Below are 25,792 nucleotides of genomic sequence, written 5' to 3' on the forward strand. Positions count from 1 at the left end.
CGGAAATCGAAGCGGAAGCCGGGGAACCGTCCCGTGCCCGAGCGCATCGCTATGGGCATGGGGTGGCCGCATGGCAGGCCGTAGAGGGGGCGACGTCGTGGCGTATGCGAGAGCACTGCGTGTCAGCGCGGTGGTGGCGGCCTGCGGGGCCCTGGTGCTGGGGTGCACGGGGGGTGGTGGCGGTTCCGCGTCGCCGCCGACGACGTCGTCCGGGACGGCTCGGAGCGCTACGACCGACTCGCAGCCGTCGGCATCGGCGACCCCCGAGACGAATGCGGGCAAGGAACCGAAGACGACGACGCAGGCTCGGTCGCTGATCCAACGGGTCATCTCTGGCCCGGAGTTGTTCGGGACGGGGGTGGTCCGGGCGACACCGTACGAGAGTGACCCGGCGCAGTGGGCGGTGCTGGGCGACGACTGTCTGTGGCGGCTGCGCCCGTTACCGGCCGACGCGCTGGCCACGCTGACCCGGCACTTCGAGGTGCCCGCGTCCGGTGCGAAGGGAGCGGTGCGGCTGTCGGCCACGGTCACCGTGCACCGCACGGCGTTGGACGCGTCGTGGGAACAGGCCAGGATGCTGGAGGAGGACCTCGACTGCACGCAGCAGACCCAGCGGCCGGGTGAACGCCTCACGGGGCTGCAGTCGTTGTCGTTCGCCCGGGGCGAGGGCGGCAACACCAGCGGCGACGATCTGCTGCTGGAGACCGGGCAGTGCGTCAGCGACACGCGTGGCAGACCGTACCCGTACTGGTGGCAACAGGCCGTGCTGGGTTCGGTGGTGGCCGGTACATCCGTGTGCGGCGGGCGCGGCCGGAGCGAGCAGGAGCTCAACTCCCTTGTGGCGGAGGTGCTTCCGAGGATGCTGCTGCGGGTGCAGCAGGAGATCGGCGGCACTTCCGGGACCGGGTCCAGCGGGGCGACCGCCTCCGCGTCGGGCACGAAGGGCGGTTCGTGATGGAGCGGTTGCTTCCCTCCGATCCGTCGCGGCTCGGCGGATACCGGCTGTTGGGGCGGCTGGGCGCGGGCGGCATGGGGGTGGTCTACCTGGCGCGCGGTGCGGGCGGGGAGCTCGCCGCGGTGAAGGTGATCCAGCCCGAGTTCGCCCAACAGGCGGAATTCCGGGCGCGGTTCCGGCGGGAGGCGGAGTCCGCGCGCGGGGTGGAAAGCCCGTGGGTGGTGCCGGTGCTGGGCGCGGACACGGAGGGACCGGCGCCCTGGCTGGCGACCGCGTTCGTGCCGGGCCCGTCGCTGGCCGAGGCGGTGGCGGAGTGCGGGCCGTTGCCCGCGCGGGTGGTGCGGGTGCTGGGCAAGGTGTTGGCGCGGGCGCTGGACGCCGTGCACCGGGCGGGACTTGTGCACCGGGACGTCAAACCGGGCAATGTGCTGCTCGCGCTGGACGGGCCCCGGCTGATCGACTTCGGGATCGCCCGGCCCACGGCGGCCGAGGAGACGGAGCTGACCTCGGACAGCATGGTCGTGGGCACCCCCGGGTTCCTCTCGCCGGAGCAGGCGCGGGCACTGCCGGTGGGTCCGGCGAGCGATGTGTTCTCGCTGGGCTGTGTGCTGGCGTACACGGCGACCGGGCGGCTGCCGTTCGGGAGCGGCGCGGCGGACGCGCTGTTGTACCGGACCGTGCACGACACGCCGGATCTGGACGGGGTCGAGGACGTCGAGCTGCGGGCGCTGCTGGAGCGGTGCCTCGCCAAGGAGCCCGAGGACCGGCCCCAAGTCGCCGAGGTGGACGCTGAGTTGGTGGAGGACGCACCGGCCGGCTCGATCGGCTGGCTGCCGGACGCGGTGGTCCGGATGGTCGCCGACCGGTCGGCGGAGATGCTGGCCCTGCCCGGTGTCGAGCCGACCGAGATCTCCGGCGAGCCGGAACCCCGAGGCCCGAGCAGGCGCCGGGTGTTGGCCCTCGCCGCGGGCGGTACGGCGCTGTTCGCGGGCGGTGGCGGCGTGGCGCTGTGGGCGGTCCTGCGGAACAACGACGAGAAGAAACCGGCGAGTTCGGCCGCCGGACGCGCCTGGACCATCGGTGTCCAGGCCGATCTGAGCGGCCCGCTGAAGGCGGCGGGGACGGCGCAGGAGCGGGCCGCACGGCTGGCCGTGGAGCAGTTCAACGCGCGCGAGGACAAGCCGTTCCCGCTCACCCTGCGGGTGCTGGACGACCGGGGCGAGCCGACCCGGGCCCAAGCGGTGGCCCGTCAACTCACCCGGGACCGCGCTGTGTTCGCCGTGCTCGGCCCCACCGGTTACGCCTCGGCGCAGAGTGCCGTGGAGGTGTACGAGAGCGCCGGGCTGCCCTTGGTGACGGTGTCCGAACTCTCGGTCTCCGCCGTCCAGTCGACCCTTCTCGCCAAGCCGCGAAGATACTTCCGGGCCGCTCCGCTGGCCGCGTACTCGGCGTTCGCCACCGTCTCCGCGCTGACCGTGCAGGGGTCGCGCCGTCCGGGGCTGCTCGTCGATCGCGCGGGCGGGATCACCGGCATGGAGTCCGTCAACGTCGTTCACAGCGCGACCGGCGCGAGCAGTCTGGCCCTGTACGCCCGGGTCGTCCCCGCCCTCGCGCCCGACGTGTCGACGGTCGTCGCCGACATGCTCGCCCACGGCGTCGACAGCTTCTACTACACCGGCACCGCCGGACGTGCCGCCCCGCTCGCCCGCGCCCTGGCCGCACGGAACTTCACCGGCCCACGCTTCCTGGACATTCCGTCGGCCACCCCCGCGTTCGTCGCGGCGGCGGGCCCGGCGAGCGAGGGCTGGCAGGTCCTGGCCCCGTACATCGACCCGGCCGCCGCGGCCGTACGACCGTTCGCGACCGCCTATCGCAAGCGGTACGGCAGTGCGCCGGGCGACTGGGCGGCCGAGGCGTACGACCTCACGCGTCTGCTGGCCGACCGGCTCACCGCGCTCGCCGGGAGCGCCAAGAAGCGCCCCTCGCGCACGCAGGTCGCCGACGCGCTGGCCAAGGCCCGGTTCAAGGGGCTGGTCACCACGTACGCGTTCGACGCCGACCATCAGCTCATCACCCGGCAGGTGCAGCACTACCAGGTCAAGGGTGGTCGCTTCGTGTACAGCGGCCCGGTCGGCCTGTCCGCGTCCTGACACACGGCACGGGAGCAGCGGGATGCAGGCATTGCGGGCCGAGGACCCGGAGGAACTGGGCGGGCACCGGTTGCTCGCCCGGCTCGGCGCGGGCGGCATGGGCGTGGTCTATCTGGCCCGTACCGCCGACGGTTCGCTGGTCGCGCTGAAGGTGATCCGCGCCGAGTACGCGGCCGACCCCGGTTTCCGTGCCCGATTCCGGCGCGAGGTGCGACTGGCCGGCGGGCTCACCGGCCGTTGGGTCGTCGCGGTGACGGCCTCGGACACGGAGGCGCGTGAGCCGTGGCTGGCCACCGCGTTCGTGCCCGGTCCGTCGCTGGCCGAGGCGGTGGACGGACTCGGACCGTTGCCGGCGGACACGGTCGTCACGCTCGGCGCCCAACTGGCCGAGGCGCTCGGCGAGTTGCACGCGGTGGGCCTGGTACACCGGGACGTCAAACCCGGCAACATCCTGCTGGTCCCCGACGGCCCCCGGCTCATCGACTTCGGCATCGCCAAGGGCGTCGGCACGACCGCGCTCACCGCTCCGGACGCGGTCGTCGGCACCCCCGGCTACCTCTCCCCCGAGCAGACCCGCAGTCGCGGCGGCGAAGTCGGCCCGGCGAGCGACCTGTTCTCCCTCGGCTGCGTGCTGGCGTACGCGGCGACGGGCCGGCGTCCGTTCGGCACCGGCGAGGCGCCCGCCGTCCTGTACCGCACCGTCCACGAACCCCACGACCCCACCGGCCTCGCCCAACTGCCGCCGCCTCTGCGCTCGGTGATCGACGGCTGCCTCGCCAAGGATCCCGCGCTACGGCCGACCGCCGCACAGGTCCACTCCGCGCTGACGGAGAACGGCCCGTCCGCGGCGCCCGACTGGCTGCCGCCCGCTGTCCTGCGCCTGGTCGCCGAACGCTCGGCCGGCGCCCTCGACCCGCCACCCCGCACGACGGGACCGCGCGTACCCGATCCGCTCAACGCACCTGTGGCGCAAGGCGTTTCACGCCGCCGCATCCTGGCCATCGGCGGCTCGGCAGCCGCCGCACTCGCCGCGTCCGGCACGGGCGCGGCCGTCCTGCTCGCCAGGGGGCACGCAGCGACGAGCGGTTCGCACCACGACGTACCCACTCACACCATCGCCCTCCACGCCGACCTGACAGGCACTCAGAAAGCCGTGGGAAAAGCGCAGATGCGGGGAGCACTCCTCGCGGTCGCCGCCCACAACGCCCGCAAGAACGTCGGCTACCGCCTCGCCCTCACTTCCTACGACGACGGGGGCAACGCGACCCGAGCGCGCGAGACGGCCCGCCGTGTGCTCGCCCAACCGTCCGTCAGCGCGGTGATCGGCCCCAGCACGACAGCGGGTGCCCGCGCCGCCGCCCCGCTCTACGCCGCCGCGTCCATGCCAGTGGTCCTGGTGTCGGCCGCCGACGACGCGGCCGGGCTGTCCACCACGACCCTGCGCACCCTGTGCGTGACCAGGGCGTCCGACAGCTCGCGCACGCTGCCGATCCTCTTCTACCTGACCAGGACCCGCCCGAGCCGTCGCACGGCGGTCATCGAGGACGGCGCGGGAGGCGAGACGGCCGTCGACATCACCCGGAACCTGGTCGAGACACCACCCAGCGGCGGCACCGTCACCGTCCACCAAGTGGCCGCCGGAACAAGCGACTTCGGCCCGGCCGTCGCCCGGGCACTGGCCACCCGTCCGCAGGCGGTCGTCTACGGCGGCACGTCCCCGCGCCGGGCGGCGGCCTGCGCCCGCGCTCTGGCCGCGGCACGGTTCACGGGGTCGGTGACCGGCTTCGACCCCGTCCTGAACGCCGACTTCCTGAGCGCGGCGGGGCAGGCGGCCGAGGGCTGGGTCCTCCAAGCGCCGTACACCGAGGCGCAGTCGGCCGGCACCCCGGCCGCGAAGGCGTTCACGGCGGCCTACCGGGCGCGGTACGGCGAACCGCCCGGCCGCTGGTCCGTCGAGGCGTACGACGCCGTCGGTCTGATCGCCCGCGCGATCGACGCGCTGGGGACCACCACCACGATCGAGCCCGCGCAGGTCGCCGAGCGCATCTTCCACACCGCGTACGACGGGGTGGCCAAGCCGATCCGTTTCGTACAGGGCACCACCCACACGCTGGAACCGGAGAACACCGGCTTCCTGTACCAGGTCAGGGACGGCGCGTTCCGCTTCATGGGCCGTTACGACCAAGTGCGCGCGGTTCAGCCGTAGGCCGCCGGGGAACGTGTCGTGGCCAACCCCCTTGACTCTCAGGTCACTTGAGATCCCATAGTGACGGGTGTGAACGAACCGGAGCTCTATTCCATCGGAGACGTCGCCCGCCGCACGGGCCTGAGCGTGAGCGCGATCAGGTTCTACGCCGACGAGGGTGTCGTCACCCCCACCGGTGTCACCGGGGGCGGCTTCCGGCGGTACGACGTGCATGCCATCGCCCGGCTCGAACTCGTGCGCACGCTGCGGGACTTGGGGGCCGGGCTGGACGACATCCGCCGGGTGCTGGGCGCGGAGACGACCCTGCACGACCTGGCGGTCACGCATCTGCGGCTGGTCGAGGACCAGTTGCGGCAGTTCCGGGCCCGCCGTGCGGTGCTGCGGACCATCACGCGGCAGCACAGCACGGCGGAACAGGTGAGCCTGATGCACAAGCTCGTGTCGATGTCCGACGACGACCGTGACCAACTCGTCGACGAGTTCTGGGACTTCGTGACCGACGGACTGGACGTCGACCCCGGCTATGTCGAGCGGTTGTACCGTCTGCGGCCGCAGCTGCCCGAGGAGGCGTCCACCGAGCAGGTGGAGGCCTGGATCGAACTCGCCGAGATCGTGCGCGACGAGGAGTTCCGCTCGGCGCTCCGGGACTTCTTCCACCGCACATTCGCCACCCCGCAGGGCAAGTTGATGGCCTCACCGGAGATGATGGCCCGCGTCGAGAGACACCGGAAGCTCGTCCTGGAGGCACGGACCGCCCAGGAGTCCGGACTCCCGGCGGATTCGCCACGCGCCCGGGAGCTCGCCGAGCGGGTGGCCGCCGGCAACGCCGAGATGGTCGCCGCCATGACCGGGGAGCACGACGTCGACAAGGCCCGGCGCGGCATCGTCGAGTTCGACCCCAACGGCAAGGCGGCACAGCGGCTGTCCAAGGCGCCCGGCCTGCAACTGCTCACCAGGTACCACTCCCTGGTGGCGACGATCAACGGCACGCCCAAGCCGGCCCCCGACTCGGACCGCGACCGGGCGACGGCCGTCCGGGAGTGGATGGCCGCCGCCCTGCGCCAGTTGCCCTGACCCGCGCCCTAGTTGGTCTCCTTCGCCGCCGCCACCGTCCGCAGATACGCGCCGAGACGGGCGATGGCCGACGGGTTGCGGGGGCTCTCCACGAGGTCGACGTAGTCGAGGACGAAGATCCGCCGGTGCTTGACGGCGGAGACGTTGCGCAGCGGAGCGTAGGAGAGGAGGAACTTCTTCTTCTGTTCGGCGCTCACGTCGCCGTAGTCGCAGATCACGATGACGTCCGGGTCGCGCTGCACGACGCTCTCCCAACCGACCGTGGTCCACGAGTCGTTGACGTCGTGCATGACGTTCGTGCCGCCGGCCTCGCTGATGATCTGGTCGGGGGCGGCGTAACGGCCGGAGGTGAACGGGGAGTCCTGGCCGCTGTCGTAGAGGAAGACCTTGGGACTCTTCGCCGGGGCCTTGGCGTGCACGGCGGCGATCTGCTGCTTGAAGTCGGCGATCAGGGTGGCCGCGCGCTTCTCGACACCGAAGAGCTTTCCGAGGTTGGTGAGGTCGGCGTACAGGGCGCTCAGGGGCGCCATGATGCCGCGCGAGGTGTCCGTGCGGCCGTTGCGGCAGGATTCGGTGAGGATGTACGAGGGGATGCCGAGCTTCTTCAGGGCGTCGGGGGTGAAGCCGCTGTCGTCGCGGAAGCCGTAGTTCCAGCCCGCGAAGACGAGGTCGGCGCGGGCGTCGAGGACGTTCTCCTTGGTGAGTTGGTCCTTGGACAGCCACTTGACCTTCTGGTAGCCGTCCTTCCAGGGCACGTCGGTGAGGTCGCCCTTGTCGTCGGGCATGGCGAACCCGGCCATGCGGTCCTCCAGGCCGAGGGCGAACATCAGCTCGGTGATGCCGACGTCGTTGGTGACGACCCGCTTGGGGACCGTCTTGTACGTCACCTTCTGGCCGCAGTTGGTGAGGGTGACGGCGGAGGATATGGCGTTCTGCGGCGTGGGCTCGACCGTGGCACCGCAACCGGCGGTGGCTGTCGCGGCGAGACAGAGTGCGGCGGCAAGCAACTTGCGCATGCGAGGAGTTGTCCTTCAGGAGGTGGGCGGGAGCAGGTCGAACAGGAGCTGGACGGCACCGGTCTCCGGGTGCCGCACGGGATGTGCGCGGACCCCGAACACCTCGGCCAGCAGGGCGGGTTGGAGGACCTCGTGCGGCGTGCCGGAGGCGACAATCCGGCCGTTCGCGATCACGTACAGCAGGTCGCAGTGGGCGGCGGCGAGGTTGAGGTCGTGCAGGGCCGCCAGTACGGTCAGGCCACTACCGCGGACCAGGGACAGCACGTCCAACTGGTGGGCGATGTCGAGGTGGTTGGTGGGTTCGTCGAGGACCAGGACGCGGGGCCGCTGGGCGAGCGCGCGGGCGATCAGGACGCGTTGCTTCTCGCCGCCGGACAGGGCGAGGAAGCCGCGGTCGGCGAGGTGGGCGACGCCGGTGCGTTCCATGGCTCCGGCGCAGATCTCCCGGTCCGACGCGGCCGTCCGCTCCTGGTGCGGCATCCGTCCCATGGCGACCACTTCGGCGACGGTGAAGTCGAACTCCGCCGACGACTCCTGCGGCAGCGCGGCCAACTTCCGGGCTACGGCGCGCGGTTCCATGGCGTGGACGTCGTCGCCGTCGAGCCGGATCGCGCCGTCGGCCGGTCGCAGCGCCCGGTACACGCACCTCAACAGGGTTGATTTTCCACTGCCGTTGGGGCCGACGAGCCCGACGAAGGCCCCGCTGTCCACGCCGAGCCGAATGTCGTCGACCAGCCGTACCGCGCCCGCGTCGACTGACAGCCCCTCGATGTCGAGCCTCATCAACGCCCCCCGAACGCATAGCCACCACGCCGCATGAGCAGTAGGAAGGCGGGCACTCCGACGACCGCGGTGATCACGCCGACCGGCAGTTCGGTGGGCGCCAGCAGCAGCCGGGACAGCACGTCCGCCCAGACCAGCAGCACGGCTCCGGCCAGGGGCGCGACCGCGAGGACCTTGCGGTGATCGGCGCCGACGAGCATCCGCACGAGATGCGGCACCATGAGCCCGACAAAGCCGATGGCCCCGCTGACCGCGACCACGGTCCCGGTGACGGCGGCGGTCACGAGGAACAACTCCCGGCGCAGTCGGCCCGGTTGGACGCCGAGCGCGGCGGAGGTCTCGTCCCCCATCGCGAGGGCGTTCAGCGACTCGGCCCGGCGACGCAGCCACGCCCAGCCTGCCGCCACGGTCACGGCGGCCAGGGGCACCTGCGCCCAGGTCGCCCCGCCCAGGCTCCCCAGCAGCCACATCATCGCCGAGCGGGCCGCCTCGCCCCGGGCCGCGCCGAACACCATCACGGTGGTGACGGCTTCGAAGCCGTACGCCAGCGCGGTGCCCGTCAGGATCAGCCGCAGCGGGGTGAGGCCGTGCGGTGAGCGGGCCACGGCGTAGACCAGGACCATGGCCGCGAGGGCCGAGGCGAACGCCGAGACCGACAGCGCCCACACCCCGAGGCCCGCGAACGCGCCCAGCAGGATGACGGCGTTGGCGCCGACCGCCGCGCCCGAGGAGATGCCCAGCACGAACGGATCGGCGAGCGCGTTGCGGACCATGGCCTGCACTGCCAGACCGACGGCCGAGAGCCCGGCGCCGACGACGGCCGCAAGGACGACCCGGGGCAGCCGGATCTCCCAGACGATGGTGTACGCGGCGGCGTCGGAGGCGTGCACGGTCCCGCCGGTGATCCCCGCCCACAGGAACCGGAACATGTCCGCCGTACCGATTCCGGCCGCGCCGAGCCCGACCCCGCAGACGAGGGAAACGAAGAGGAGGACCAACAACCCGAACAGCAGCAGGTGTTGGGGCATTCGGCGAGGATCTCGCCCTGGACTCTGGCCACGGCCGGAGCCGGTCTTCGGTCGACGGAACACGAGCGGCGGTCCTTCACCTGGGGCCGCCTGGTGAGCCTTGAGCGAGGAGACAGCCCCGTACGACCCTGCCGGCCGCTCGGTCCCCTCTCGCAGTCCACGGCGAGCAGTCAACGGGTCGCACCACCCACGGGCGATCGGACTCGCGCGACGACCAGGGGTCGCCACGCACACCGTTGCGGGTCAGCGCCGGACTCTCACCGGACTTCCCCCGCGGGAGGCCTGGGGAGCGTAACAAACGGGATCGACCGGGCCGACGGCGCCCGAGCCGACCTTGGGCACGGCGAAGAGGCTCATGGTTCGCTTCAGCGCCGGAGAACACCGGAGAGTGCCCAACGAACGGACCAGCCAATGGCAGAGTCACCCACGCCCGCCGAAGGCGGCGAAGTCCCCCTGCCCGGAGGCCGTATCACCCCGGGCGTCGTACGGGTCGGCGACACGGTCCGCCGCCCCACGACACAAGCCTCGCCCTTCGTCGCGCGCCTCCTCGGCCACCTCGCACAACGCGGCTTCACCGGGGCGCCCCGCCATCTCGGGCTCGACGAGACGGGACGGGACACGTTCAGCTACCTGCCCGGCCACGTACCCGCACGCTTCCGACACTGGACCGACGAGCAGATCACCGCGGCCGGCGCGCTGCTCCGCTCGTTCCACGACGCCACGCGAGGCAGCGCCCTCGCCGAGCCGTGCGCCGTCGTCTGCCACCACGACCCCGGGCCGAACAACACCGTGTTCCGCGACGAACTGCCCGTCGCCTTCATCGACTTCGACACCGCCGCGCCCGGCGACCCCCTGGAGGACGTCGGCTACGCGGCCTGGACCTGGTGCGTCTCCTCCCGCCCGACCGCTCCGCCCGTGTCGGTACAGGCAGCCCAGGTACGACTCCTCGCCGATGCCTACGGACTCGTCGCGTCCGACCGCGGCAAGCTCGTCGACGCGATGCTCAACCGACAGACACGCAATGCAAGTTGGTGGCTAGCACGGCTCGGCGGACCCGAACACACCGTCGGCGAGGACGAGTTGATCGGCGCCCGCATCGCCTGGTCCGAGCGGGAACACGCCCACACCTCCGCCCATCGATCCGCGTTCGACAGCGCGCTGCACGAGTCCTCCCCGGCCCACCGGAGGAATCCGGACTCCGCCACCACCTCATCGCCGTAAACCCGATAAACCCCCGCCCCGACCGCACCCGCCATCTACCGTACGAACACGCGGAGTTACCCACCGCAGCCACCCGAGGAGGATTCCCGTGTCATCGCCCTGCGATCCCGCGCACGCTCCCGTCGGTGATGTCGGTGCGGCGATCATGATGATCGACTCCCGCCTGATCACCGACGCCCTGTCCGTCGCGGACGGGGACCAGGAGGACTGACGGGCCGCGGCCCTCGTCCTCAACTCGGGCCGCCGGGGCCCGACATGGCGTGGGCCGGGCCCCGGTCCGGCTCCGGACAGGTGGTGCGCAGGGCGTCCAGTTTCTCCGCGTCGGTCGTCCCGACCGGCGCCGTGTACGTGACGATCCTGAGGTCGGTGCCCGCGGCCATCACGATGTCGAGGTCGAGGTGGATGTCTCCCACCCGGGGGTGCTCGACGGTCTTGCGGTCGCCGACGTTGGTGCGGGCGGTGCCGTTGGACCAGAGGCGGGCGAAGCGCGGGCTGTCGTGCAGCATGCGGTCGACGAAGGCGGCGAGCCGCGCGTCGTGGGGATGGGCGGCGGCCGTCACGCGCAGGTCGGCGACGAGGTCCTCCTCCTCGACCTCGTCGCCCGCCCAGGACCGCACCGGCCAGGCCGCGATCGGTTCCCGCCGCCCACCGTTGGACCGGAACATGCCGGCCACGAGGTTGAGTTCGCTCCAGCCGTACGTCCGGGGGTCGCCGACGACCTCGTTCCACATCCCGTTCCAGCTGATGAGGGTCCAGTCGGCGGCGAACACCGCGGTGGGGTTGTCCGCCAGCTGCCCGACCAGCCGGTGCACCCTCGCGGGGACGTGCCGGGACACGTTCCCGGTCGAGGGCGGTGCGAGGTGGGCGCAGCGGAACAGATGCTCACGCTCGGACGGTTCGAGCCGCAGCGCCCTGGCCAGCGCGGTGACCACCTGGACCGAGGGGTTGCGGGCGCGTCCCTGCTCCAGCCGGACCACGTAGTCGACGGACAGGCCCGCCAGCCGCGCCAGTTCCTCCCGGCGCAGCCCGGGGATGCGCCGGTCCCCGCCCGCCTCCAGCCCGCTGTCCTGCGGTGACACCCTCTCGCGCCACCCCCGTAGAGCGATGCCGAAGTGGTTCGTCGTAGCCATGCGGAACATTCTTGTTCAACTGGCTTGCCGCACACGGATGTTCGACCCCCGCACGGCGGAGTCTTTACTCGCCGCGGGTCCGTGCCGTCGTCCCTCGTCCGCCTACGACGATGCCCCGGCCGACAGCGTCTCGTCCGGCTTGTCGGCGTCGGCGCCGTCGGCCCACCGGGCCCGGATGAACGCTCCGGCGGCGTCGAGCGCGGCGGCACCCTCGTCGAGCATGGCGGCGAACGCCTGGAAGACGTGCGGGACTTCGGGCCAGACCTGCAGTTCGACGTGGACGTCGTGCGCGGCGGCGCGCGCGGCCAGCCGTACGGCGTCGTCCAGGAGGATCTCGTACGAACCGACCTGGATGAACAGCGGCGCCAGGCCGGTCAGATCGGCGAAGACGGGGCTGACGTGCGGGGTGGTCGGGTCCGTGGTGCCGAGGTAGTCGCGGGCGCGGGTGCGCAGGCCTTCCGGGGTGAGTGAGGCGTCGACCGCGGCCTTGGTCACCGCGCTGTCGCCGGACACGGTCAGGTCGGCCCACGGGGAGAAGACCGCGGCCGAGGAGGGCTGGGGCAGCCCGGCGTCCTTGACGGCGACCAGCGTCGCGGCGACGAGACCGCCGCCCGCGGACTCGCCGACGAAGGCGATGGCGGAACTGGGGATTCCGTCGTCGAGCAGCGCCCGGTACACGGCCAGGGCGTCGTCGACGGCCGCGGGGAAGGGGTGCTCGGGGGCCAGCCGGTAGTCGACGCAGACGGCGCGGGCACCGGTGCGCCGGGAGACCTCGGCGGCCAGGCCCGCGGCGTCGGCCGCCGAGCCGATGACGTACGCGCCGCCGTGCAGATACAGCAGGACGCTCGCCGGGTCGTTCGCCGGTGTCCCGACGGTGACGACCGGGACGCCGCCCAGTTCGCCCTCGGTGGTGGAGACGTCGGGCGGCAACGGGATGGACGTCATCATCTCGTGGAAGAGGGCGCGCTGTTGGGCGACGTCCCCTCCGAGGTCGAGCGGGCCGTGCCGCAGCATCTCGTCGAGAGCCTGGCGCTGTTGCCGGGACATGGCTGTGCCTTTCGTGGTTCCGGTCGGTGCGGTGGTGCGGTGGAACTGTGCGGGTCAGCGCGGCGGGCCGACGATGATCTGGCCGTACATGTCGGCGGCCTCGGCCATGATGTCCCGCGAGATCTCGAAGCCCTCGGGGCGCGGGGTCGTGAGGTCACGTCCCGCGTGCCGGAACATGCCCTCGATGCCGCCGGGCGTGCAGATCATCAGCAGGTCGGCCGTGTCCGAGGTGATCCGGTAGCCGTGCGGGACATTGCGCGGCAGGAAGACGATCCCGCCCTCCGACAGCTCCATCTCCTCGTCGTCGCACCACAGCAGCGCACTCCCCTTGATGAGCATGAAGACCTCGTCCTCACGGGTGTGCTTGTGGTACGGCGGCGCCTCGCCCTTGGCGACGGAGAACCGTCCCACGGTCAGCTGTCCGCCGGTGGCCGCGGCGTCCAGGAGGACGGCGAACTCACCGCCGTCGAGCCATTCGAGCCTCTGCTGCTGCTCGGGCTGTGCGAGGTAGGCCATGGTCATGTGGCTGTCCGTTCTGCGCGATCAGCCGGCTCCGGTCGGGGCCGTGCCCTGCCCGTCCGATGATCCTCTTCCGCACGCGCCGGCCGCCAGCCGTCCGGGTAGGACCAGCAGTACCACTCCCCCGGCCCGGCCCCCGGTGCCGGGCGCGTCCGGAGCGTCCTTCGGCTTGTGGCATTCTCTGCTGCCATGGACGTCTCGACTGATCAAGAACTGCCGCCCGGGGACGAGGACATGGAGGCCCGCGCGGTCTCCGGCGACCGCCTCACCTTCTTCGGGGACGCGGTGGTCGCCATCGCGCTCACCCTGCTCGCTCTGGAACTGCCGGTGCCGGAGGGAACGACCAACTCCGAGCTGTGGCACTCGGCCACGTCACACCGTGAGAGCTACCTGGCGTTCATGATCAGTTTCGTCGTGATCGCCGCGCACTGGCGCTCCCACCACCGGGTGTTCCGCTATGTCACGGCGACCAACAGCCGGCTGACGGCCCTCACCATGTACTGGCTGCTCATGCTGGTGGTCACCCCGTTCGCGACCGACGTGATCGGCGGCGAGGGAGCGTTCCAGGCGCGGTTCGTCTTCTACGCCACCGTGCAGTTCCTGGCCTGTCTCCTGTTCATACTGATGGTCCGCGAGGTCCCCCGCGACGGCCTCCAGCGCCCCGGCACCCCGCCCGAGCTCTTCGCCCGCGCCATCCGCCGTCTCGGCATGGTGGCCGTGGGCTTCCTGGTCTCGATCCCGGTCTCGCTCTTCACCCACTGGGCCTACCTCTGCTGGATCGTGGTCCCGCTCGTCGACTCGGTCGTCGACAAGCGCAGGGACCGTACCGGCCAGCAGGCCCTGGAGGATTGAGCCGGACCCCGTCAACACCCTTGGCGTGCAAGGGTGTTCGGGCGTCACCGCGCCGGCGTCGTCACCGCCGCGCGAGCCGTGCGGACAGGAACGCACCGGCCCGGTCCAGCGCCACGGCCGCTTCGTCGAGGAGCGGGAGATAGGCCTGGAAGACGTGCGGGACCCGGGGCGTGATCTCCAGCGTCACCTCGACCTCCGCGGTGCCGGCCCGCTGGGCGAGGCGTACGGCATCGTCGAGGAGGACCTCGTGGCTGCCGACCTGGATGAGCAGGGGCGGCAGCCCGGACAGGTCGGCGAAGATCGGACTGATCAGACCGAGTGCGGGGTCCTGTCCCGCCGTGTAGTCGGTGACCCGGGGTTCGAGGAGTTCCCGGCTGAGCAGCGGGTCGGCGTCCCGCTTGGTCTCGATGCTCGCCCCGGCCAGGGTGAGGTCGGTGTACGGCGACATGACGTAGGCCGCGGCAGGCAGGGGCAGTCCGCGGTCGCGGGCGCCGACCAGGGTGGCGACGACAAGGCCGCCGCCCGCGGACTCACCCGCGAGGACGATGTCCGAGGGGGCGGTGCCGTCCTTCAGGAGGGCTTCGTAGGTCGCCAGCGCGTCGTCCACGGCGGCCGGGTACGGGTGCTCGGGGGCGAGCCGGTAGTCGACGGAGTAGACCTTGGCGCCGGTGCGCCGGCCGACCTGTGAGGCCAGACCGGCGGCGCTCTCGGCGTCCCCCAGGACGTAGACGCCGCCGTGAAAGTACAGGACGACGTGCCGGGGTGCGACTCCGTCGACCGTGATCGCGGCGACGGGGACACCGCCCAGCGTGGTCGACGTCATGGTCACCTCGGGGGGCAGCGGCTGCCGTGACGTCAACTCATGGAGCAGGCGCCGTTGTTCGGCGACGTCACTGCCGACGGGAAGGGCCGACTGACGCAGGATCGCGTCGAGAGTGTCCTGCTGCTCGGTGCTCACGGAACGTTCTCCCTTCGGTGGGGGCTGGTCCGGTCGCACGATCGGCCGGACCGGGAGGTCGTGCGGGGGCCGGACTTTGCGTACTTCGAGGAGGTCGAGGCCGAGTGCCTCCACCTCGGCGAGGACGCCGTAGAGCGCCGCGGTGTCCGGCAGCAGCCCGGTGAGCACGGTTTCGGTGCCCTGCTGCTCGGGCGCGAACGCCGGGAACGCCATCAGCAGGGTGGGACCGAGATGGCCGTAGACCCGGATCTGGTACAGGACGGGGTCATCACCCATGGCCCCATCGTCGTGGGCGGACGGGTGAGCGCGCGTCGCCGGAATCCGGTGATCGTACGGTCCTCAGCCGCGGCCGTTCGACAGGAGCCGCAGCTCACGGCCGCGCTGCACCGCCGAGGAGCGGTCGCCGGCGCCGAGCTTGGCGTAGATCCGGCGGATGTGGGTGTTGACGGTGTTGAGCGAGACCGAGAGTTCGGTGGCGATCTCGGGGCGGGTGAGGTTCGTCGGCAGGTAGCGCAGGACGCGCAGTTCGCTGGGGCTGAGGTGCTCGGCCGGTCCCGAGGAGTGCCGGTCCGGTCCGGCCGGAGTGTTGTCGCGGACGACGTCGAGGATGTCGGAGACCAACGCGGCGTGCGATGTCCTCAGTTGGAGGGTCTCCAGCAGCGTCCAGGCACCGGTCATCGCGAAGGGCAGGATCATCCGGTCCGGTTCGGCGAGGTGCAGCGCCTGTTCTACGGCGGCACCCGCCTCCTGCTCGTCGCCGAGGTCGCGGCACGCGAGCGCATCCAGCAGGTGGGCCTCGATCGGGGTGAGGAAGGAGGTGACGGGAGCGGTGCCGTCGAGGACCGGCCGGAGTTCGCGCCGGGCACCCGCGGGGTCCTGCTCGGCGAGGCGGATCACCGCCGCAGCGGTACGGATCTCGCCGGTGGCGGCCCGCCGGTCGTCGAGGGCGGCGAGGGTGGCCCGCGCCTGGTCGACCCTGCCGAGGCGGGCCTGGGTGGCGACCGTCCAGGCGGTCACCCGGGTCCAGAGTCCGTGCTCGCCCCGCATGTGGGCCTGCACCCGCTGGGCGGCGCTCAACTCGGCCAGAGTCTCGTGGAGTTGGCCGCGCGCCGCCGGAAGCATCGCGGAGATCAGATGCACCAGCAGCCGCACACCGGGCTCGCCCTCGGACCGCGTGGCGCGCCGGGCCCGGTCCAGCCACTGCTGCCCGCGATCGAACTCGCCCGTGCAGATCAGCGTCCCGGCGAAGGACACCTGCGCGGGGGCGATGACCGGCTCGGCGCCCCAGCCGTAGCGGTCGGCCAGCGCCAGGGCCTGCTCGCAGCGGCGTCTGACCAGGGTGAGGGAACGGTTGCCGGAGGCGAATCCCAGATGGGCGAGGCAGGCCACCTCCAGATAGGGGCGGCCGATGTCGTGGGCGAGCGCGGCGCCCTCCAGAAGGTGCCGTTCGCTGTCGTCGAGCCGTAGCGACCAGGCCTCGGTGACGCCCAGGTTGAGGAGGGCGAGGGTTCGCAGGTCGCCGGCGAGCGCGATCTCGGTGGTGGACTGGCCGGTGGTGGGCGACGGCAGTGCGTCGGCCTGCTCGAAGACGGCGTCGAAGTGCCCGCGCAGCCGGGCCAGTAACAGGTCCAGGGAGGCGATCGCCACCCCCAGCCGATGCCGGCGGTCGGGTGCAGTCGTGGCGGCGTACGACCTGGCGATCTCCAGGTGCGCCTCAGCCTCGTCGAGGCGGTGCTGGTGCAGGTCGGCGTTGGCGTGCACGAGGGCCAACTCCGGGCGTTCTTCGCCGGTGCGGGCCGGGAAGCCGCCGAGCAGCGCCACCACGGTCCCGCCCTGTCCGTCGAGGGTGAGGCTGACCGTGTGGTCGGTGAGCAGACGCGCCGCCTCGTCCCAGTCGCCGGCGGCCTGCAGGTGCCGGACGGCATCGGCGGCCTGGCCGTGTTCGGCGAACCAGCGCGCGGCCGGCCGGTGCAGTTCCGGGATCTCCTCGGGGAGCGTGCGGCGCAGTTCGAGCCGCAGCAGACCGCCGAACATGTGGTGGTAGCGGAACCAGGTCCGGCCGGGATCGAGCGCCACGACGAACGCGTTGGCGTCCTCCAGATCCAGCAGGATGCGCTCCGACCCGGTCGCGCCCGTGAGCAGATCCGCCAGCTCGCCGTTGACCCGGTCGAGCAGCGAGGTGCGCAGCAACAGCCGCTGTACGTCCGGCGGTTGGCGCTCCAGCATCTCGGCCAACAGATACTCGGCGACCGTACGGTGACTGCCCGAGAACTCGGCGACGAACCTCTCGGGATCCGGGTGCCCGGCCAGGGACAGCACGGCGAGCCGCAGCCCGGCCGCCCAGCCCTCGGTGCGCTGGTGCAGCAGTCCGGCCACGTGGTCGGGCAGCACGATGTGGGTGGCGGCCAGGAGCTCGCGGGTCTCGGCCTCGGTGAAGCGGAGCTGCGCGGCACGGATCTCGGCGAGTTCGCCGGCCAGGCGCAGTTTGTGCAGGCGCAGCGAGGGGTCACGGCGGGTGGCCACGATCGCGTGGACGCCCTCGGGAAGGCTCGTCAGCAGCGTGCCCAACTGCTCGGCCGCGGCCACGGAACCGAGCTCGTGCAGGTCGTCGATGACCAGGTAGAAGGGCTTCCGGGACGCCGTGATCTCGGACAGGACCTTGTCCATGATGATGCCGCCGTCGACGCCGGGCGTCACGGCCGGCGGCTCCGCGACCCCCTCGGTGCCGGCCGCGGTACGGACCGCGTCCAGCAGGGCGAGCCAGAAGTGCTGCGCATCCTGCTGGCCCGGTTGTACGGACAGGAAGGCGATACGGCGGTCCGGGCCCGGCCGGTCGGCCCACGTGCGCAGCAGCGACGTCTTCCCGCTGCCGGCGGGAGCGGAGACCAGCGTCACCTGTTTCTCGGCCGCACGGTCCAGGGCGGCGACCAGGTCGCGGCGGCCGATGAGCCCGGGGCGTCCGCGGCCCGCCGCACGGCCCGGACCCGCCGCGGCCCGCAGGTCGGGGGTCGCGCGATGTCCTTCAGCCACGCGGTCAGCGTAGTCGATACGTGTCAGGGCATCCCGGCGATGATCAGTCTTCTCGGGCTGTCCCTCGCGGTCAGCGGGCCGGTCGCATCCGGATCACCGGAATCCGGTGACGACCGCTCACCTGCCCGGCCGGGAGCCTGGCGGTAAGCATCAGAGGCCGTAGGAGGAACCGCCATGGACAACGAACAGATCGTCCGGAAGGCATACCAGACAGCCGAGGACAAGGACATCGAGGGCTGGCTCGCCGCGTTCACCGAGGAAGGGACCTTCACCGACGAGTCGATCGGCGTCACCTACCGAGGCCGGGACCGCGCCTTCCCCGTGGAGAACTACGGGCGCGCCTTCCCCGACATGCACCGCGAGCTGTACCAGCTCTACGTGAGCGGCGACATCGTCGTCGTACAACTGGCGCTGCAGGGCACCCACAACGGCCCCCTGAGCCTGGGGGACGGAACGCTCGAACCGACGGGCAAACGGATGGACGCGCCCTGCTGCGACGTCTTCGAGCTGGCGGACGGAAAGATCAAACGCTTCGACTGCTACCCGTCCGGGAGCGTGATCCTCGCCCAACTCGGCGTCCTCGGCGCACTCGACGCCGCGCTGCACCCGGACAACTGACCGCAGAGATCGACCACTTGAGCACTCGGTCTCTCGGTCTCTCGGTCTCTCGGTCTCTCGGTCTCTCGGTCTCTCGGTCTCTCGGTCTCTCAGGGAATCGGGAACATGCGGCCGACCTTCGGCACCGGTGACGGCGCACAAAGTCGTTCACATAGCCTCGCGGACATGTCAGATGAATTCGCGGGCGTCCGTCTGCTCGGCCCGCCGGAGACCGACGGCGAGTACATCGCGCTGAGTGAGCACGAACTGGTGCACCTGCACGAGTACACGCGGATCTACGCCGTGCCCGGCCTCTACGAGCATGTCGTCCAGGACCAGCTTCAGTGCACATCGCCGCAGGTCGCGGCGGCGGGTTTCCTTCGCGCCGCCGCGCGTCTCGGATCGGACCCGGACTCGCTGACCGTCCTCGACGTCGGCGCCGGAACCGGATCGGTCGGCGAACTCGTCCGTCGTGGTGGCGTGGCCCGGGTGATCGGGGTCGACTCGCTGCCGGCGGCGCGCGCGGCGAGTCTGCGCGACCGTCCGGGGGTCTACGCCGACTACGTGGTCGGCGACTTCCTGCGCCCCGACACACTCCGTGAGGCGCTACGCCCGTACGCGCTCGGGGGATTGGTGTCGGCAGGCGCGTTCGGCGGCACGCACGCCACACCGCAGGCGCTCGACAACGCGCTCGCGCTCCTGCCACCCGGCGCGCCCGTGGCCTTCACGATCCATGAGCAGTGGATGGACGAGACGGATCCGGACGGCTTCGGCGCCGCGATCGAGCGGCTGGTGGCCGACGGACGCCTCACGGTGCTGGAACGAACCCGGTTCCAGCACCGGGTGACGACGACCGGCGAACCGATCTTCTACCAGCTTCTCGTGGGCGAGACCGGGTGAGGTGAACGACCGTGCGGGATGGGCGAGTTGGCGGTGCGGCGGCGCCTCGGTACCTATGACGGGATTCCGGTGAGCTGCGTGGGCTGATTGATCTGGGTGGGCTGAGTGATCTGATGGAGTGCGCACTCTCTTTCATTTGAATGCGCACTCGCTCATGTCACGTTCGGCTTCACTTCATGCTCGGCGCAGGCCGCCCCCGGGTGGCCGCCAACAGCTTCCTGGCCCCCACCAGGCACTTCGCCGGGTCCACCGGCGCCGCCTGAAACCCCGGCAGCAGCATCATCCACAGGTCGCTCACCGCATCCTCGATGTTGCGGCGGTCGTCCAGCGCGTCGGAGACGGTGTGCACGCCGAAGAAGCTGGAGACGAGGACCCGTGCGGCGCGGTCCACATCGACGCCGGGGGCGAGTTCGCCGGCTTGGGTGGCGGCGGTCAGCATGCGGGCGGTCGCGTCGATCCACCCCACGAAGGGCCGGGGCAGGGAAACGGGGATGGTTCTGCGCTCGCTCCAAAGCCTGTTGCCGGCACGGACGATCACGTTGTCCCGGAATTCCCGGGCCACGGCGAGGCTCAAGCCCACCAACCGGTCGAGAACCGGGGCGTCTTGAGACTCCCAGTGTTCGACATAGCGCGGCCATTCGGCGAAATGGGCTTCCAGAACACCCCGGGCCAGCCCTTCCTTGCTGCCGAAATGGAAATAGATCGCCCCGCTGGTGTACCCGCTCGTACGCGCCACGTCGCTGATGCTCGTACCGACGTACCCATGCTGTTCGAACAGCACCGCGGCCGTCGCCAGAACAGCCCTTCGGGTGACTTCCGCACGTTCCTGCATATTCTCGGTCGCCCCTGTCCTGCGTGCCGGATCGTCTTTTCCGGTGAATCTAGCCGACAGGCCGCCGTTCGCCGTACGCATGCCGGAGAACCATAGCTTCTATTATTTTATGACTGAATCACGCTCGCTCGCGTCACCCGAAGCGGACCCGGAAGACCCGGAACAACTCACGCTGAGCTGGGACAGTTGCGTGTCCCGCGCCCTCGTCCACCGGAATGCGGTCGCCGAGGTCCTGCTCACCGACGCCCGAGCGCTACCCGACGGCCGTTTCCTCCTCGCGGCACAGTGGCCGCGCTCGTATGCCACGTCCGCCACGTCCATTTCCGGCCCTGGCACTGCTCTCGGTGCTGGTTCTGATCCCGGTGCTGGTTCTGCTTCCGCCGAGCGGCACGATCCGATGCTGGCCGCCGAGACCATCCGCCAGGTCGGCCTGTACATCTGCCAGCGCTTCCTCGGCGCACCGAGCACGAGCAAGCCCATCATCAGAAGCGTCGGCTTCCAACTCGACAACAGCGCGGAGCCGGTGGTCGGTTACGGCGCCACGGATGTGCTGTGCCGGGCAGAGGTGCACGACGTACGTCACGTCGACGACGTTCCGTGGCCGGTCGCGCTGAGCGTACGGATCCAATTCTCCGCCGCCGGGCGGGAGTTCGGCTCGGCCCTCGGACGCGTCCGCGTCCTCTCCGAGGAGGAGTACGAGACCTTCCGCGGCCCGAACGCCGCCGCCGACCCCGTACCGGACACGGTGCACGGGCGCCCCTCACCCACCGAGGTCTCGGTCCCCTCCCCCGGCGACGTGATGCTGGTCCGCGACCCGGCAGGGGCTCTGATGGTGGCACCCGCCGACCTCCGCCACCCACGCTTCTTCGACCATCCCAGCGACCACGTACCCGGCATGGTCCTCCTGGAGGCGGCCCGACAGGCAGCCTGCCTCGCGGGCGCCACCCCCGGCCGCCTGAACGGCTGCCACATGCAAGCCCTGCGCTTCACCGAATGGAACGCCCCGGTCCACGTCGAATGCGCGCCGGCCGAGGACGGCTGGACCTTCCAGGTAACCCAGAGCGGCGATACGACCGCCTCCGGCACCCTGTCGTTCGCGAGGAACAGGTAACTCCCCTCGCACGTCCGGGACTTGACATCCACCCCCTTTGAACGGACCCGCACTCCCCCACCCGTTGCCGACCCGCGATGGACGCCTGCCCGCTCGACAGGCCGGGCGCCCATCGCGCCAGGCACCACGCGATCCAGGCCTACCGCTTCCACATGGACAACCTGCATCTGAACGTCACAGGTCCGGACCGAAGGGGGAAGCGGACCGTGGAGATCGCCCATGGTCGCCCCGGAGCCCCGGGCGCCAGTCTCACCTGGCACCTCACGGCCGCGGAATGGGAACAGTCCCCCGACCTGGTCGCACTGCTCGAAGCGGTACAGGCGAGCATCGACGCCACCACGGGGCCTCGCCCGGCGTGACAAGCGTCAACTCTCCGGCTCCGTACGGCGGTCACACTCGCGCACCGCGCCGGAATCAAGACGAACGCACCCACGACGATTCCGCTGGGTGCCCGACACGGGCCGCGCACCCAGCACCCTACGAATGCGCTCGCGATCAGACCAGAACCGTCTGCACATTCGACGGAATCGCACTCAACGCCTTGCTGACGGGACAGCGTTGCTCGGCGGTCGCGGCGGCGCGGCGGAGTTCCTCCTCGGTGATTCCAGGTACGGCGGCCTGGACCCTGATGGTGATGAGTGTGAATCCGGTGCCAACTTTCAGGGTCGCGTCGCATTCCGTGGTCACGCTGCTCGGCGGGGTCCCGGCCTCTGTGAGGACGTGGGACAGCATCATCGTGAAGGCGGACGAACAAAGGCAGTTGCGGGATTTTCCCGCGCCCATCGTGAACATAACGATCGTTTCGGTCAAGTCCCCGAATTGATTACTTTAAGCAGCCGAGGACCGGGGAATTCAGGGTGTGAGAATCCAAGAAGGGATCATCGTGAGTGAACGGACCGTCGACGACGGCACCCAGCCCACCGCCCCGACCGCCACCAGCCTCGGGACCCGCGCCGCCCGCTCCATCGCGACCACCACCAAGACCCCGGCGCAGCTCGCGCTCACCACACCGCGCTGGCTGCTCAGGCTGCTCCCCTGGGTCGAAGTGGAAGCCGGTACCTACCGGGTCAACCGCTGTGTCGCCTACGCCGTGGGCAACGGGAGGATCACGCTGCTTCCGGGCGCCGACGGCAGCCGGATCATGGCCGAGGAGGAAGTTCTTCGACGAGGAGGCGGCACTCCGCGGCGGCGACTGGCCGTACACGGTTATGTACAGCCGCTACGGCGGACCGGACGTCCTCGAACTCACCGAGCTGCCCGAGCCGAAGACTCACGTGGACTCGATGCTGATCCGAGTCAGGGCCGCCGGGCTGAACCGCGCCGACGCCGCCATCCAAGCCGGGGCGCTGGACAGCGCCGTAGAGACGTATTTCCCGGTGGTGCCCGGCTGGGACGTCGCTGGTGTGGTGGAGCGGGCCGGGCCCGGGGCGCCGGAGTTCGCGCCGGGCGACGAGGTGATCGCGTATGTGCGCGGTGACGTGCAGCGGGCGCACGGCGGGTTCGCCGAACTGGTCTCCGCGGATGTGCGGGGCGTGGTGCGCAAGCCGAGCACCTCTCTTTCACCGAGGCTGCGGGACTGCCGTTGGCGGGGCTCACCGCCTACCAGGGCGTGGTGCACGCGCTCGCGGTACGGCAGGGCGAGAGCCTCCGCGTGCACGGGGCCGCCGGGGGCGTGGGTTCCGTCGCCGTGCAGGTCGCCCTGGCCGGGGGCGCCCGCGTCATCGGCGTGGGATCGCTGGAGATCGGCTGAGTCATCGGTCCCGTTCCTGTGCCGATCGCGAGGCTCGCCGCGATGTGTGGAGGGAGGCTCGCCGGCGTTGACGTCCTCCGCCGCGCTGTCGTATTCGACGGCGTCCGACCTGCCTCCGTCGGAAGGTCGGTTCGGATTCCGCTGAACGATCTTGGAATTGCGTCTGCCGCGTGGTCACGGCGTCGGCCGGACCCGGCCTGGCGTCCTCGTCGGCCGTACAGGGCTTGCTGCGCAAGGGAGTTGGACGCGGGCTAGGCGGAATCAGTGTGGGGTGGCGGGCGGCGGCAAATAGCCCAAAGCCTCCTCGCCAGGTCGGAGAGACGGGTGGTTCGGGCAGTGCGGAGACCGTATCGGCCCTGCCGCCCCGTACTCTTCGTGGTGTCCACGGCGTCACATAGCGGGCGCCAAACCACTGGAGGCAACACCGCATGCTGATCGCTCAGCGCCCCTCGTTGACCGAAGAGGTCGTCGACGAGTTCCGTTCCCGGTTCGTGATCGAGCCGCTGGAGCCGGGCTTCGGCTACACCCTCGGCAACTCCCTGCGTCGTACGCTCCTCTCCTCGATCCCGGGTGCGGCGGTCACGTCCATCCGGATCGACGGTGTGCTGCACGAGTTCACCACCGTGCCGGGCGTCAAGGAGGACGTCACCGACCTGATCCTCAACATCAAGCAGCTCGTCGTCAGCAGCGAGCAGGACGAGCCGGTCGTGATGTACCTGCGCAAGCAGGGCCCGGGTCTGGTCACCGCCGCCGACATCGCGCCCCCGGCCGGTGTCGAGGTGCACAACCCCGATCTCGTCCTCGCCACGCTCAACGGCAAGGGCAAGCTGGAGATGGAGCTGACCGTCGAGCGCGGTCGCGGCTACGTCTCCGCCGTGCAGAACAAGCAGGTGGGCCAGGAGATCGGCCGTATCCCGGTCGACTCCATCTACTCGCCCGTTCTCAAGGTCACGTACAAGGTCGAGGCGACCCGTGTCGAGCAGCGCACCGACTTCGACAAGCTCATCGTCGACGTCGAGACGAAGCAGGCCATGCGTCCCCGTGACGCCATGGCTTCTGCCGGTAAGACCCTGGTCGAGCTGTTCGGTCTCGCCCGCGAGCTGAACATCGACGCCGAGGGCATCGACATGGGCCCGTCCCCCACGGACGCCGCCCTTGCCGCTGATCTCGCCCTGCCGATCGAGGAGTTGGAGCTCACGGTCCGCTCCTACAACTGCCTCAAGCGCGAGGGTGTTCACTCGGTGGGTGAGCTCCTGGCGCGTTCCGAGGCCGACCTGATGGACATCCGCAACTTCGGTGCGAAGTCCATCGACGAGGTCAAGGAGAAGCTGGCCGGTATGGGCCTCGGCCTCAAGGACAGCCCTCCCGGAATGAACCTCACGGCCGCTGCCGAGACCTACGGCGTCGACGACGACGTGGACGCCGGTTTCGTGGAGACCGAGCAGTACTGAGTTCTGCGCCGCACCGGCCTTGGTGACACTCCGCGGACGGGGACAGGGAAACCTCCACACTGTTCCCCGCCCGGAGGGAAACCTCGGCCGGGCTCGCGGCCTAGCACAATTCCCGGCGCGGGCAGCAACGGGCACCTACGGCTTTTGACGTACGCCCTGCTGCTCCGCCGGCCGGGGCCGCCCGTCTCGGGCGCCGCTTCCGACGTCCCGCTCAGAGTTCGGTCCGTCCGTCGTGGTACGTCACCGTCCAACTATTTCCGAGCTCTTGAGCGAGCTGAACAGCCAGCTCCTCGCCCACCCGATAAAAGGTCAGCTCCACTTCACGCGACGAGAATCCAGACGATTTCGGATCGTCCGCGCAGAGAGTTCCGTCGTATTCATCGGCCCAGTCGCTCAAGCGCTGTGCCAATGTCGACGACAGTGCGAGGCGTGGATCGTCGGGCGCGATGTCACCGGCTTGTGGGCCGCTCAGCCAGAGAGGGTGGCATTCGTAGTCCGCCATGAGGCGTATCGTGCGCGACTCGGGCCGGCTGTTCATGAAGTACCTCGCAGGTTCGCCTCGCCTCCACGTTATGCCTTGCCCGCGGCGCGGGCGGAGTCGCATGCCCGGTCGGCGACGTCCGCCCCGGGCTCTCGGATCGCCGAGAGCCTCCAGCCGCCGCAGATCAGGCGGTTGGGCACCCGTCGCCGGAGCGCAGCGCGCCCCAGGTGCGTGGGTCGACGGTTCCGTTGGCCTTGAGGGGGACGGCGCAGCCTCGGAGGGTGTCCCAGGACTGGAACTCGCGTACGGCCAGATAGACGCTGTATCCGTAGCGGTCGTTCGTGAATACGCCGGCCCAGCCCCGGTACGCCAGAAGGCACTGCACCTCACGCACGCGAGCCCCCGAGTCGCCCCTCCGGGTGAGCGCCGTACCGCTGTAGTCGCCGCACGACACCGTCACGTTCGGCCCGGCGGACGCGGCGGCGGGGGCCGAGCCGGTCGTGGTCGAGTCGGCGCCGTTGACGTGAAGTCCCGCGACGATGAACGCGGCTGTGACGCTTGCCGCCACTTGCGTCCTGAAAGACATCCTTCATCCCCCTGTTCAACAGTCCGTTTAAGACTGATGACGCAACCGTGCCATCGACACGCATTCGGAGCTACACTTTTAAGCGGTGCCTTAACAGGATGCCAATCAGGGGAAA

General features: G+C 70.7%; 25 protein-coding genes, 1 pseudogene and 1 riboswitch. Of the genes and pseudogenes, 14 read left to right on the forward strand and 12 right to left on the reverse strand.

The window, feature by feature from the left end; genetic code table 11:
• Window positions 1-70 precede the first annotated feature (70 nt).
• The 4 genes from ACIBK4_RS36855 (at window position 71) to ACIBK4_RS36870 (ending at window position 6,385) form a co-directional block, all read left to right on the forward strand.
• On the forward strand, window positions 71-955 hold the full coding sequence (locus tag ACIBK4_RS36855; RefSeq protein ID WP_399002019.1) for a hypothetical protein: 885 nt from the start codon (window positions 71-73) through the stop codon (window positions 953-955).
• Window positions 955-3,105, forward strand: a complete 2,151-nt coding sequence (locus ACIBK4_RS36860) for a bifunctional serine/threonine-protein kinase/ABC transporter substrate-binding protein (protein ID WP_399002021.1) — start codon at window positions 955-957, stop codon at window positions 3,103-3,105. The genes ACIBK4_RS36855 and ACIBK4_RS36860 overlap by 1 nt, the downstream gene beginning before the upstream one ends.
• Window positions 3,106-3,127: 22 nt before the next feature.
• A complete protein-coding gene (locus ACIBK4_RS36865; RefSeq protein WP_399002023.1) occupies window positions 3,128-5,311 on the forward strand; it encodes a bifunctional serine/threonine-protein kinase/ABC transporter substrate-binding protein in 2,184 nt (727 codons plus the stop codon).
• Between the two features lie 69 nt (window positions 5,312-5,380).
• Window positions 5,381-6,385 (forward strand): MerR family transcriptional regulator, encoded by a 1,005-nt coding sequence (locus ACIBK4_RS36870; RefSeq protein WP_399002025.1) that lies wholly within the window; start codon window positions 5,381-5,383, stop codon window positions 6,383-6,385.
• 8 nt (window positions 6,386-6,393) lie between these two features.
• Here ACIBK4_RS36870 and ACIBK4_RS36875 read toward each other — a convergent pair whose 3' ends face one another.
• The 3 genes from ACIBK4_RS36875 to ACIBK4_RS36885 are packed head-to-tail and all read right to left on the reverse strand — an operon-like array spanning window position 6,394 to window position 9,212.
• Window positions 6,394-7,401, reverse strand: a complete 1,008-nt coding sequence (locus tag ACIBK4_RS36875) for an ABC transporter substrate-binding protein (RefSeq protein WP_399002027.1) — start codon at window positions 7,399-7,401, stop codon at window positions 6,394-6,396.
• A gap of 15 nt (window positions 7,402-7,416) precedes the next feature.
• Entirely contained in the window at window positions 7,417-8,184 is a 768-nt protein-coding gene (locus tag ACIBK4_RS36880; RefSeq protein WP_399002029.1) for an ABC transporter ATP-binding protein, read from the reverse strand.
• Window positions 8,184-9,212 (reverse strand): FecCD family ABC transporter permease, encoded by a 1,029-nt coding sequence (locus tag ACIBK4_RS36885; RefSeq protein ID WP_399002032.1) that lies wholly within the window; start codon window positions 9,210-9,212, stop codon window positions 8,184-8,186. Before ACIBK4_RS36885 ends, ACIBK4_RS36880 begins: the two co-directional genes overlap by 1 nt.
• 191 nt (window positions 9,213-9,403) lie before the next feature.
• Window positions 9,404-9,484: riboswitch (cobalamin riboswitch) on the reverse strand.
• A gap of 139 nt (window positions 9,485-9,623) precedes the next feature.
• Between ACIBK4_RS36885 and ACIBK4_RS36890 the strand changes: the two genes are divergently transcribed.
• Together ACIBK4_RS36890 and ACIBK4_RS36895 are read left to right on the forward strand one after the other, a co-directional pair.
• Complete coding sequence (locus ACIBK4_RS36890) at window positions 9,624-10,433, forward strand: aminoglycoside phosphotransferase family protein (RefSeq protein WP_399002034.1); 810 nt, start codon at window positions 9,624-9,626, stop codon at window positions 10,431-10,433.
• A gap of 88 nt (window positions 10,434-10,521) precedes the next feature.
• A complete protein-coding gene (locus ACIBK4_RS36895) occupies window positions 10,522-10,644 on the forward strand; it encodes a hypothetical protein (RefSeq protein ID WP_399002036.1) in 123 nt (40 codons plus the stop codon).
• Between the two features lie 19 nt (window positions 10,645-10,663).
• On the opposite strand, the gene ACIBK4_RS36900 is transcribed toward ACIBK4_RS36895, so the two are convergent.
• The 3 genes from ACIBK4_RS36900 to ACIBK4_RS36910 all read right to left on the reverse strand — a co-directional run bounded on the left by ACIBK4_RS36900 (window position 10,664) and on the right by ACIBK4_RS36910 (window position 13,132).
• Complete coding sequence (locus ACIBK4_RS36900) at window positions 10,664-11,563, reverse strand: helix-turn-helix transcriptional regulator (protein WP_399002038.1); 900 nt, start codon at window positions 11,561-11,563, stop codon at window positions 10,664-10,666.
• 102 nt (window positions 11,564-11,665) lie between these two features.
• The gene (locus ACIBK4_RS36905) at window positions 11,666-12,610 is read right to left on the reverse strand and encodes an alpha/beta hydrolase (protein WP_399002040.1); all 945 of its coding nucleotides are present in this window, start codon (window positions 12,608-12,610) and stop codon (window positions 11,666-11,668) included.
• A 54-nt stretch (window positions 12,611-12,664) separates the two neighbouring features.
• Entirely contained in the window at window positions 12,665-13,132 is a 468-nt protein-coding gene (locus tag ACIBK4_RS36910; RefSeq protein WP_366492747.1) for a cupin domain-containing protein, read from the reverse strand.
• Window positions 13,133-13,318: 186 nt separating this feature from the next.
• On the opposite strand from ACIBK4_RS36910, the gene ACIBK4_RS36915 reads away from it, so the two are divergent.
• Window positions 13,319-13,981: a TMEM175 family protein gene (locus ACIBK4_RS36915; RefSeq protein WP_399002042.1), complete on the forward strand. Its 663-nt coding sequence runs from the start codon at window positions 13,319-13,321 to the stop codon at window positions 13,979-13,981.
• A 61-nt stretch (window positions 13,982-14,042) separates the two neighbouring features.
• On the opposite strand, the gene ACIBK4_RS36920 is transcribed toward ACIBK4_RS36915, so the two are convergent.
• Window positions 14,043-15,215 carry an alpha/beta hydrolase gene (locus ACIBK4_RS36920; protein WP_399002044.1) on the reverse strand — a complete coding sequence of 391 codons (1,173 nt, stop codon included), beginning with the start codon at window positions 15,213-15,215 and terminating at the stop codon, window positions 14,043-14,045.
• A 63-nt stretch (window positions 15,216-15,278) separates the two neighbouring features.
• A complete protein-coding gene (locus ACIBK4_RS36925) occupies window positions 15,279-17,969 on the reverse strand; it encodes a LuxR C-terminal-related transcriptional regulator (protein WP_399002047.1) in 2,691 nt (896 codons plus the stop codon).
• Window positions 17,970-18,143: 174 nt separating this feature from the next.
• Here ACIBK4_RS36925 and ACIBK4_RS36930 point away from each other — a divergent pair, with 174 nt between their 5' ends.
• Together ACIBK4_RS36930 and ACIBK4_RS36935 are read left to right on the forward strand one after the other, a co-directional pair.
• Window positions 18,144-18,587, forward strand: coding sequence for a nuclear transport factor 2 family protein (locus tag ACIBK4_RS36930; RefSeq protein WP_399002049.1), 444 nt, complete (start codon window positions 18,144-18,146; stop codon window positions 18,585-18,587).
• Between the two features lie 165 nt (window positions 18,588-18,752).
• Window positions 18,753-19,466 carry a hypothetical protein gene (locus ACIBK4_RS36935; protein WP_399002051.1) on the forward strand — a complete coding sequence of 238 codons (714 nt, stop codon included), beginning with the start codon at window positions 18,753-18,755 and terminating at the stop codon, window positions 19,464-19,466.
• 169 nt (window positions 19,467-19,635) lie between these two features.
• Here the strand turns inward: ACIBK4_RS36935 and ACIBK4_RS36940 are convergent, their stop codons facing one another.
• Window positions 19,636-20,298, reverse strand: coding sequence for a ScbR family autoregulator-binding transcription factor (locus ACIBK4_RS36940; RefSeq protein WP_399002204.1), 663 nt, complete (start codon window positions 20,296-20,298; stop codon window positions 19,636-19,638).
• A 109-nt stretch (window positions 20,299-20,407) separates the two neighbouring features.
• Here ACIBK4_RS36940 and ACIBK4_RS36945 point away from each other — a divergent pair, with 109 nt between their 5' ends.
• Together ACIBK4_RS36945 and ACIBK4_RS36950 are read left to right on the forward strand one after the other, a co-directional pair.
• Window positions 20,408-21,409 (forward strand): AfsA-related hotdog domain-containing protein, encoded by a 1,002-nt coding sequence (locus tag ACIBK4_RS36945; RefSeq protein ID WP_399002053.1) that lies wholly within the window; start codon window positions 20,408-20,410, stop codon window positions 21,407-21,409.
• Window positions 21,410-21,486: 77 nt separating this feature from the next.
• The gene (locus ACIBK4_RS36950; RefSeq protein WP_399002055.1) at window positions 21,487-21,768 is read left to right on the forward strand and encodes a hypothetical protein; all 282 of its coding nucleotides are present in this window, start codon (window positions 21,487-21,489) and stop codon (window positions 21,766-21,768) included.
• 136 nt (window positions 21,769-21,904) lie between these two features.
• On the opposite strand, the gene ACIBK4_RS36955 is transcribed toward ACIBK4_RS36950, so the two are convergent.
• Window positions 21,905-22,219 (reverse strand): OsmC family protein, encoded by a 315-nt coding sequence (locus ACIBK4_RS36955; RefSeq protein ID WP_399002057.1) that lies wholly within the window; start codon window positions 22,217-22,219, stop codon window positions 21,905-21,907.
• Window positions 22,220-22,692: 473 nt separating this feature from the next.
• On the opposite strand from ACIBK4_RS36955, the pseudogene ACIBK4_RS36960 reads away from it, so the two are divergent.
• The 3 genes and pseudogenes from ACIBK4_RS36960 to ACIBK4_RS36970 all read left to right on the forward strand — a co-directional run.
• A pseudogene (locus tag ACIBK4_RS36960) lies at window positions 22,693-22,896 on the forward strand (alcohol dehydrogenase catalytic domain-containing protein); the annotation flags it as partial.
• A gap of 95 nt (window positions 22,897-22,991) precedes the next feature.
• The gene (locus tag ACIBK4_RS36965) at window positions 22,992-23,159 is read left to right on the forward strand and encodes a hypothetical protein (RefSeq protein WP_399002214.1); all 168 of its coding nucleotides are present in this window, start codon (window positions 22,992-22,994) and stop codon (window positions 23,157-23,159) included.
• Window positions 23,160-23,587: 428 nt separating this feature from the next.
• Window positions 23,588-24,610 carry a DNA-directed RNA polymerase subunit alpha gene (locus tag ACIBK4_RS36970; protein WP_366431816.1) on the forward strand — a complete coding sequence of 341 codons (1,023 nt, stop codon included), beginning with the start codon at window positions 23,588-23,590 and terminating at the stop codon, window positions 24,608-24,610.
• A gap of 211 nt (window positions 24,611-24,821) precedes the next feature.
• Here the strand turns inward: ACIBK4_RS36970 and ACIBK4_RS36975 are convergent, their stop codons facing one another.
• Window positions 24,822-25,112 (reverse strand): hypothetical protein, encoded by a 291-nt coding sequence (locus ACIBK4_RS36975; RefSeq protein WP_399002059.1) that lies wholly within the window; start codon window positions 25,110-25,112, stop codon window positions 24,822-24,824.
• Between the two features lie 163 nt (window positions 25,113-25,275).
• Window positions 25,276-25,677, reverse strand: a complete 402-nt coding sequence (locus ACIBK4_RS36980) for a peptidoglycan-binding protein (protein WP_399002061.1) — start codon at window positions 25,675-25,677, stop codon at window positions 25,276-25,278.
• Window positions 25,678-25,792: the final 115 nt, after the last annotated feature.

It is taken from the genome of Streptomyces sp. NPDC050528 (genome assembly GCF_044457795.1).
Classification (GTDB): Bacteria; Actinomycetota; Actinomycetes; order Streptomycetales; family Streptomycetaceae; genus Streptomyces.

What these genes read in the sequence shown, in the direction of transcription:
- ACIBK4_RS36865 (WP_399002023.1), top strand. Translation starts at nt 3,128, where the DNA reads ATGCAGGCATTGCGGGCCGAGGACCCGGAGGAACTGGGCGGGCACCGG.
- ACIBK4_RS36905 (WP_399002040.1), bottom strand. Translation starts at nt 12,610, where the DNA reads ATGTCCCGGCAACAGCGCCAGGCTCTCGACGAGATGCTGCGGCACGGC.
- ACIBK4_RS36970 (WP_366431816.1), top strand. Translation starts at nt 23,588, where the DNA reads ATGCTGATCGCTCAGCGCCCCTCGTTGACCGAAGAGGTCGTCGACGAG.
- ACIBK4_RS36900 (WP_399002038.1), bottom strand. Translation starts at nt 11,563, where the DNA reads ATGGCTACGACGAACCACTTCGGCATCGCTCTACGGGGGTGGCGCGAG.
- ACIBK4_RS36890 (WP_399002034.1), top strand. Translation starts at nt 9,624, where the DNA reads ATGGCAGAGTCACCCACGCCCGCCGAAGGCGGCGAAGTCCCCCTGCCC.
- ACIBK4_RS36880 (WP_399002029.1), bottom strand. Translation starts at nt 8,184, where the DNA reads ATGAGGCTCGACATCGAGGGGCTGTCAGTCGACGCGGGCGCGGTACGG.
- ACIBK4_RS36950 (WP_399002055.1), top strand. Translation starts at nt 21,487, where the DNA reads ATGGACGCCTGCCCGCTCGACAGGCCGGGCGCCCATCGCGCCAGGCAC.
- ACIBK4_RS36920 (WP_399002044.1), bottom strand. Translation starts at nt 15,215, where the DNA reads ATGGGTGATGACCCCGTCCTGTACCAGATCCGGGTCTACGGCCATCTC.
- ACIBK4_RS36910 (WP_366492747.1), bottom strand. Translation starts at nt 13,132, where the DNA reads ATGACCATGGCCTACCTCGCACAGCCCGAGCAGCAGCAGAGGCTCGAA.
- ACIBK4_RS36885 (WP_399002032.1), bottom strand. Translation starts at nt 9,212, where the DNA reads ATGCCCCAACACCTGCTGCTGTTCGGGTTGTTGGTCCTCCTCTTCGTT.
- ACIBK4_RS36940 (WP_399002204.1), bottom strand. Translation starts at nt 20,298, where the DNA reads ATGCAGGAACGTGCGGAAGTCACCCGAAGGGCTGTTCTGGCGACGGCC.
- ACIBK4_RS36935 (WP_399002051.1), top strand. Translation starts at nt 18,753, where the DNA reads ATGTCAGATGAATTCGCGGGCGTCCGTCTGCTCGGCCCGCCGGAGACC.
- ACIBK4_RS36980 (WP_399002061.1), bottom strand. Translation starts at nt 25,677, where the DNA reads ATGTCTTTCAGGACGCAAGTGGCGGCAAGCGTCACAGCCGCGTTCATC.
- ACIBK4_RS36915 (WP_399002042.1), top strand. Translation starts at nt 13,319, where the DNA reads ATGGACGTCTCGACTGATCAAGAACTGCCGCCCGGGGACGAGGACATG.
- ACIBK4_RS36975 (WP_399002059.1), bottom strand. Translation starts at nt 25,112, where the DNA reads ATGGCGGACTACGAATGCCACCCTCTCTGGCTGAGCGGCCCACAAGCC.
- ACIBK4_RS36930 (WP_399002049.1), top strand. Translation starts at nt 18,144, where the DNA reads ATGGACAACGAACAGATCGTCCGGAAGGCATACCAGACAGCCGAGGAC.
- ACIBK4_RS36875 (WP_399002027.1), bottom strand. Translation starts at nt 7,401, where the DNA reads ATGCGCAAGTTGCTTGCCGCCGCACTCTGTCTCGCCGCGACAGCCACC.
- ACIBK4_RS36945 (WP_399002053.1), top strand. Translation starts at nt 20,408, where the DNA reads ATGACTGAATCACGCTCGCTCGCGTCACCCGAAGCGGACCCGGAAGAC.
- ACIBK4_RS36860 (WP_399002021.1), top strand. Translation starts at nt 955, where the DNA reads ATGGAGCGGTTGCTTCCCTCCGATCCGTCGCGGCTCGGCGGATACCGG.
- ACIBK4_RS36855 (WP_399002019.1), top strand. Translation starts at nt 71, where the DNA reads ATGGCAGGCCGTAGAGGGGGCGACGTCGTGGCGTATGCGAGAGCACTG.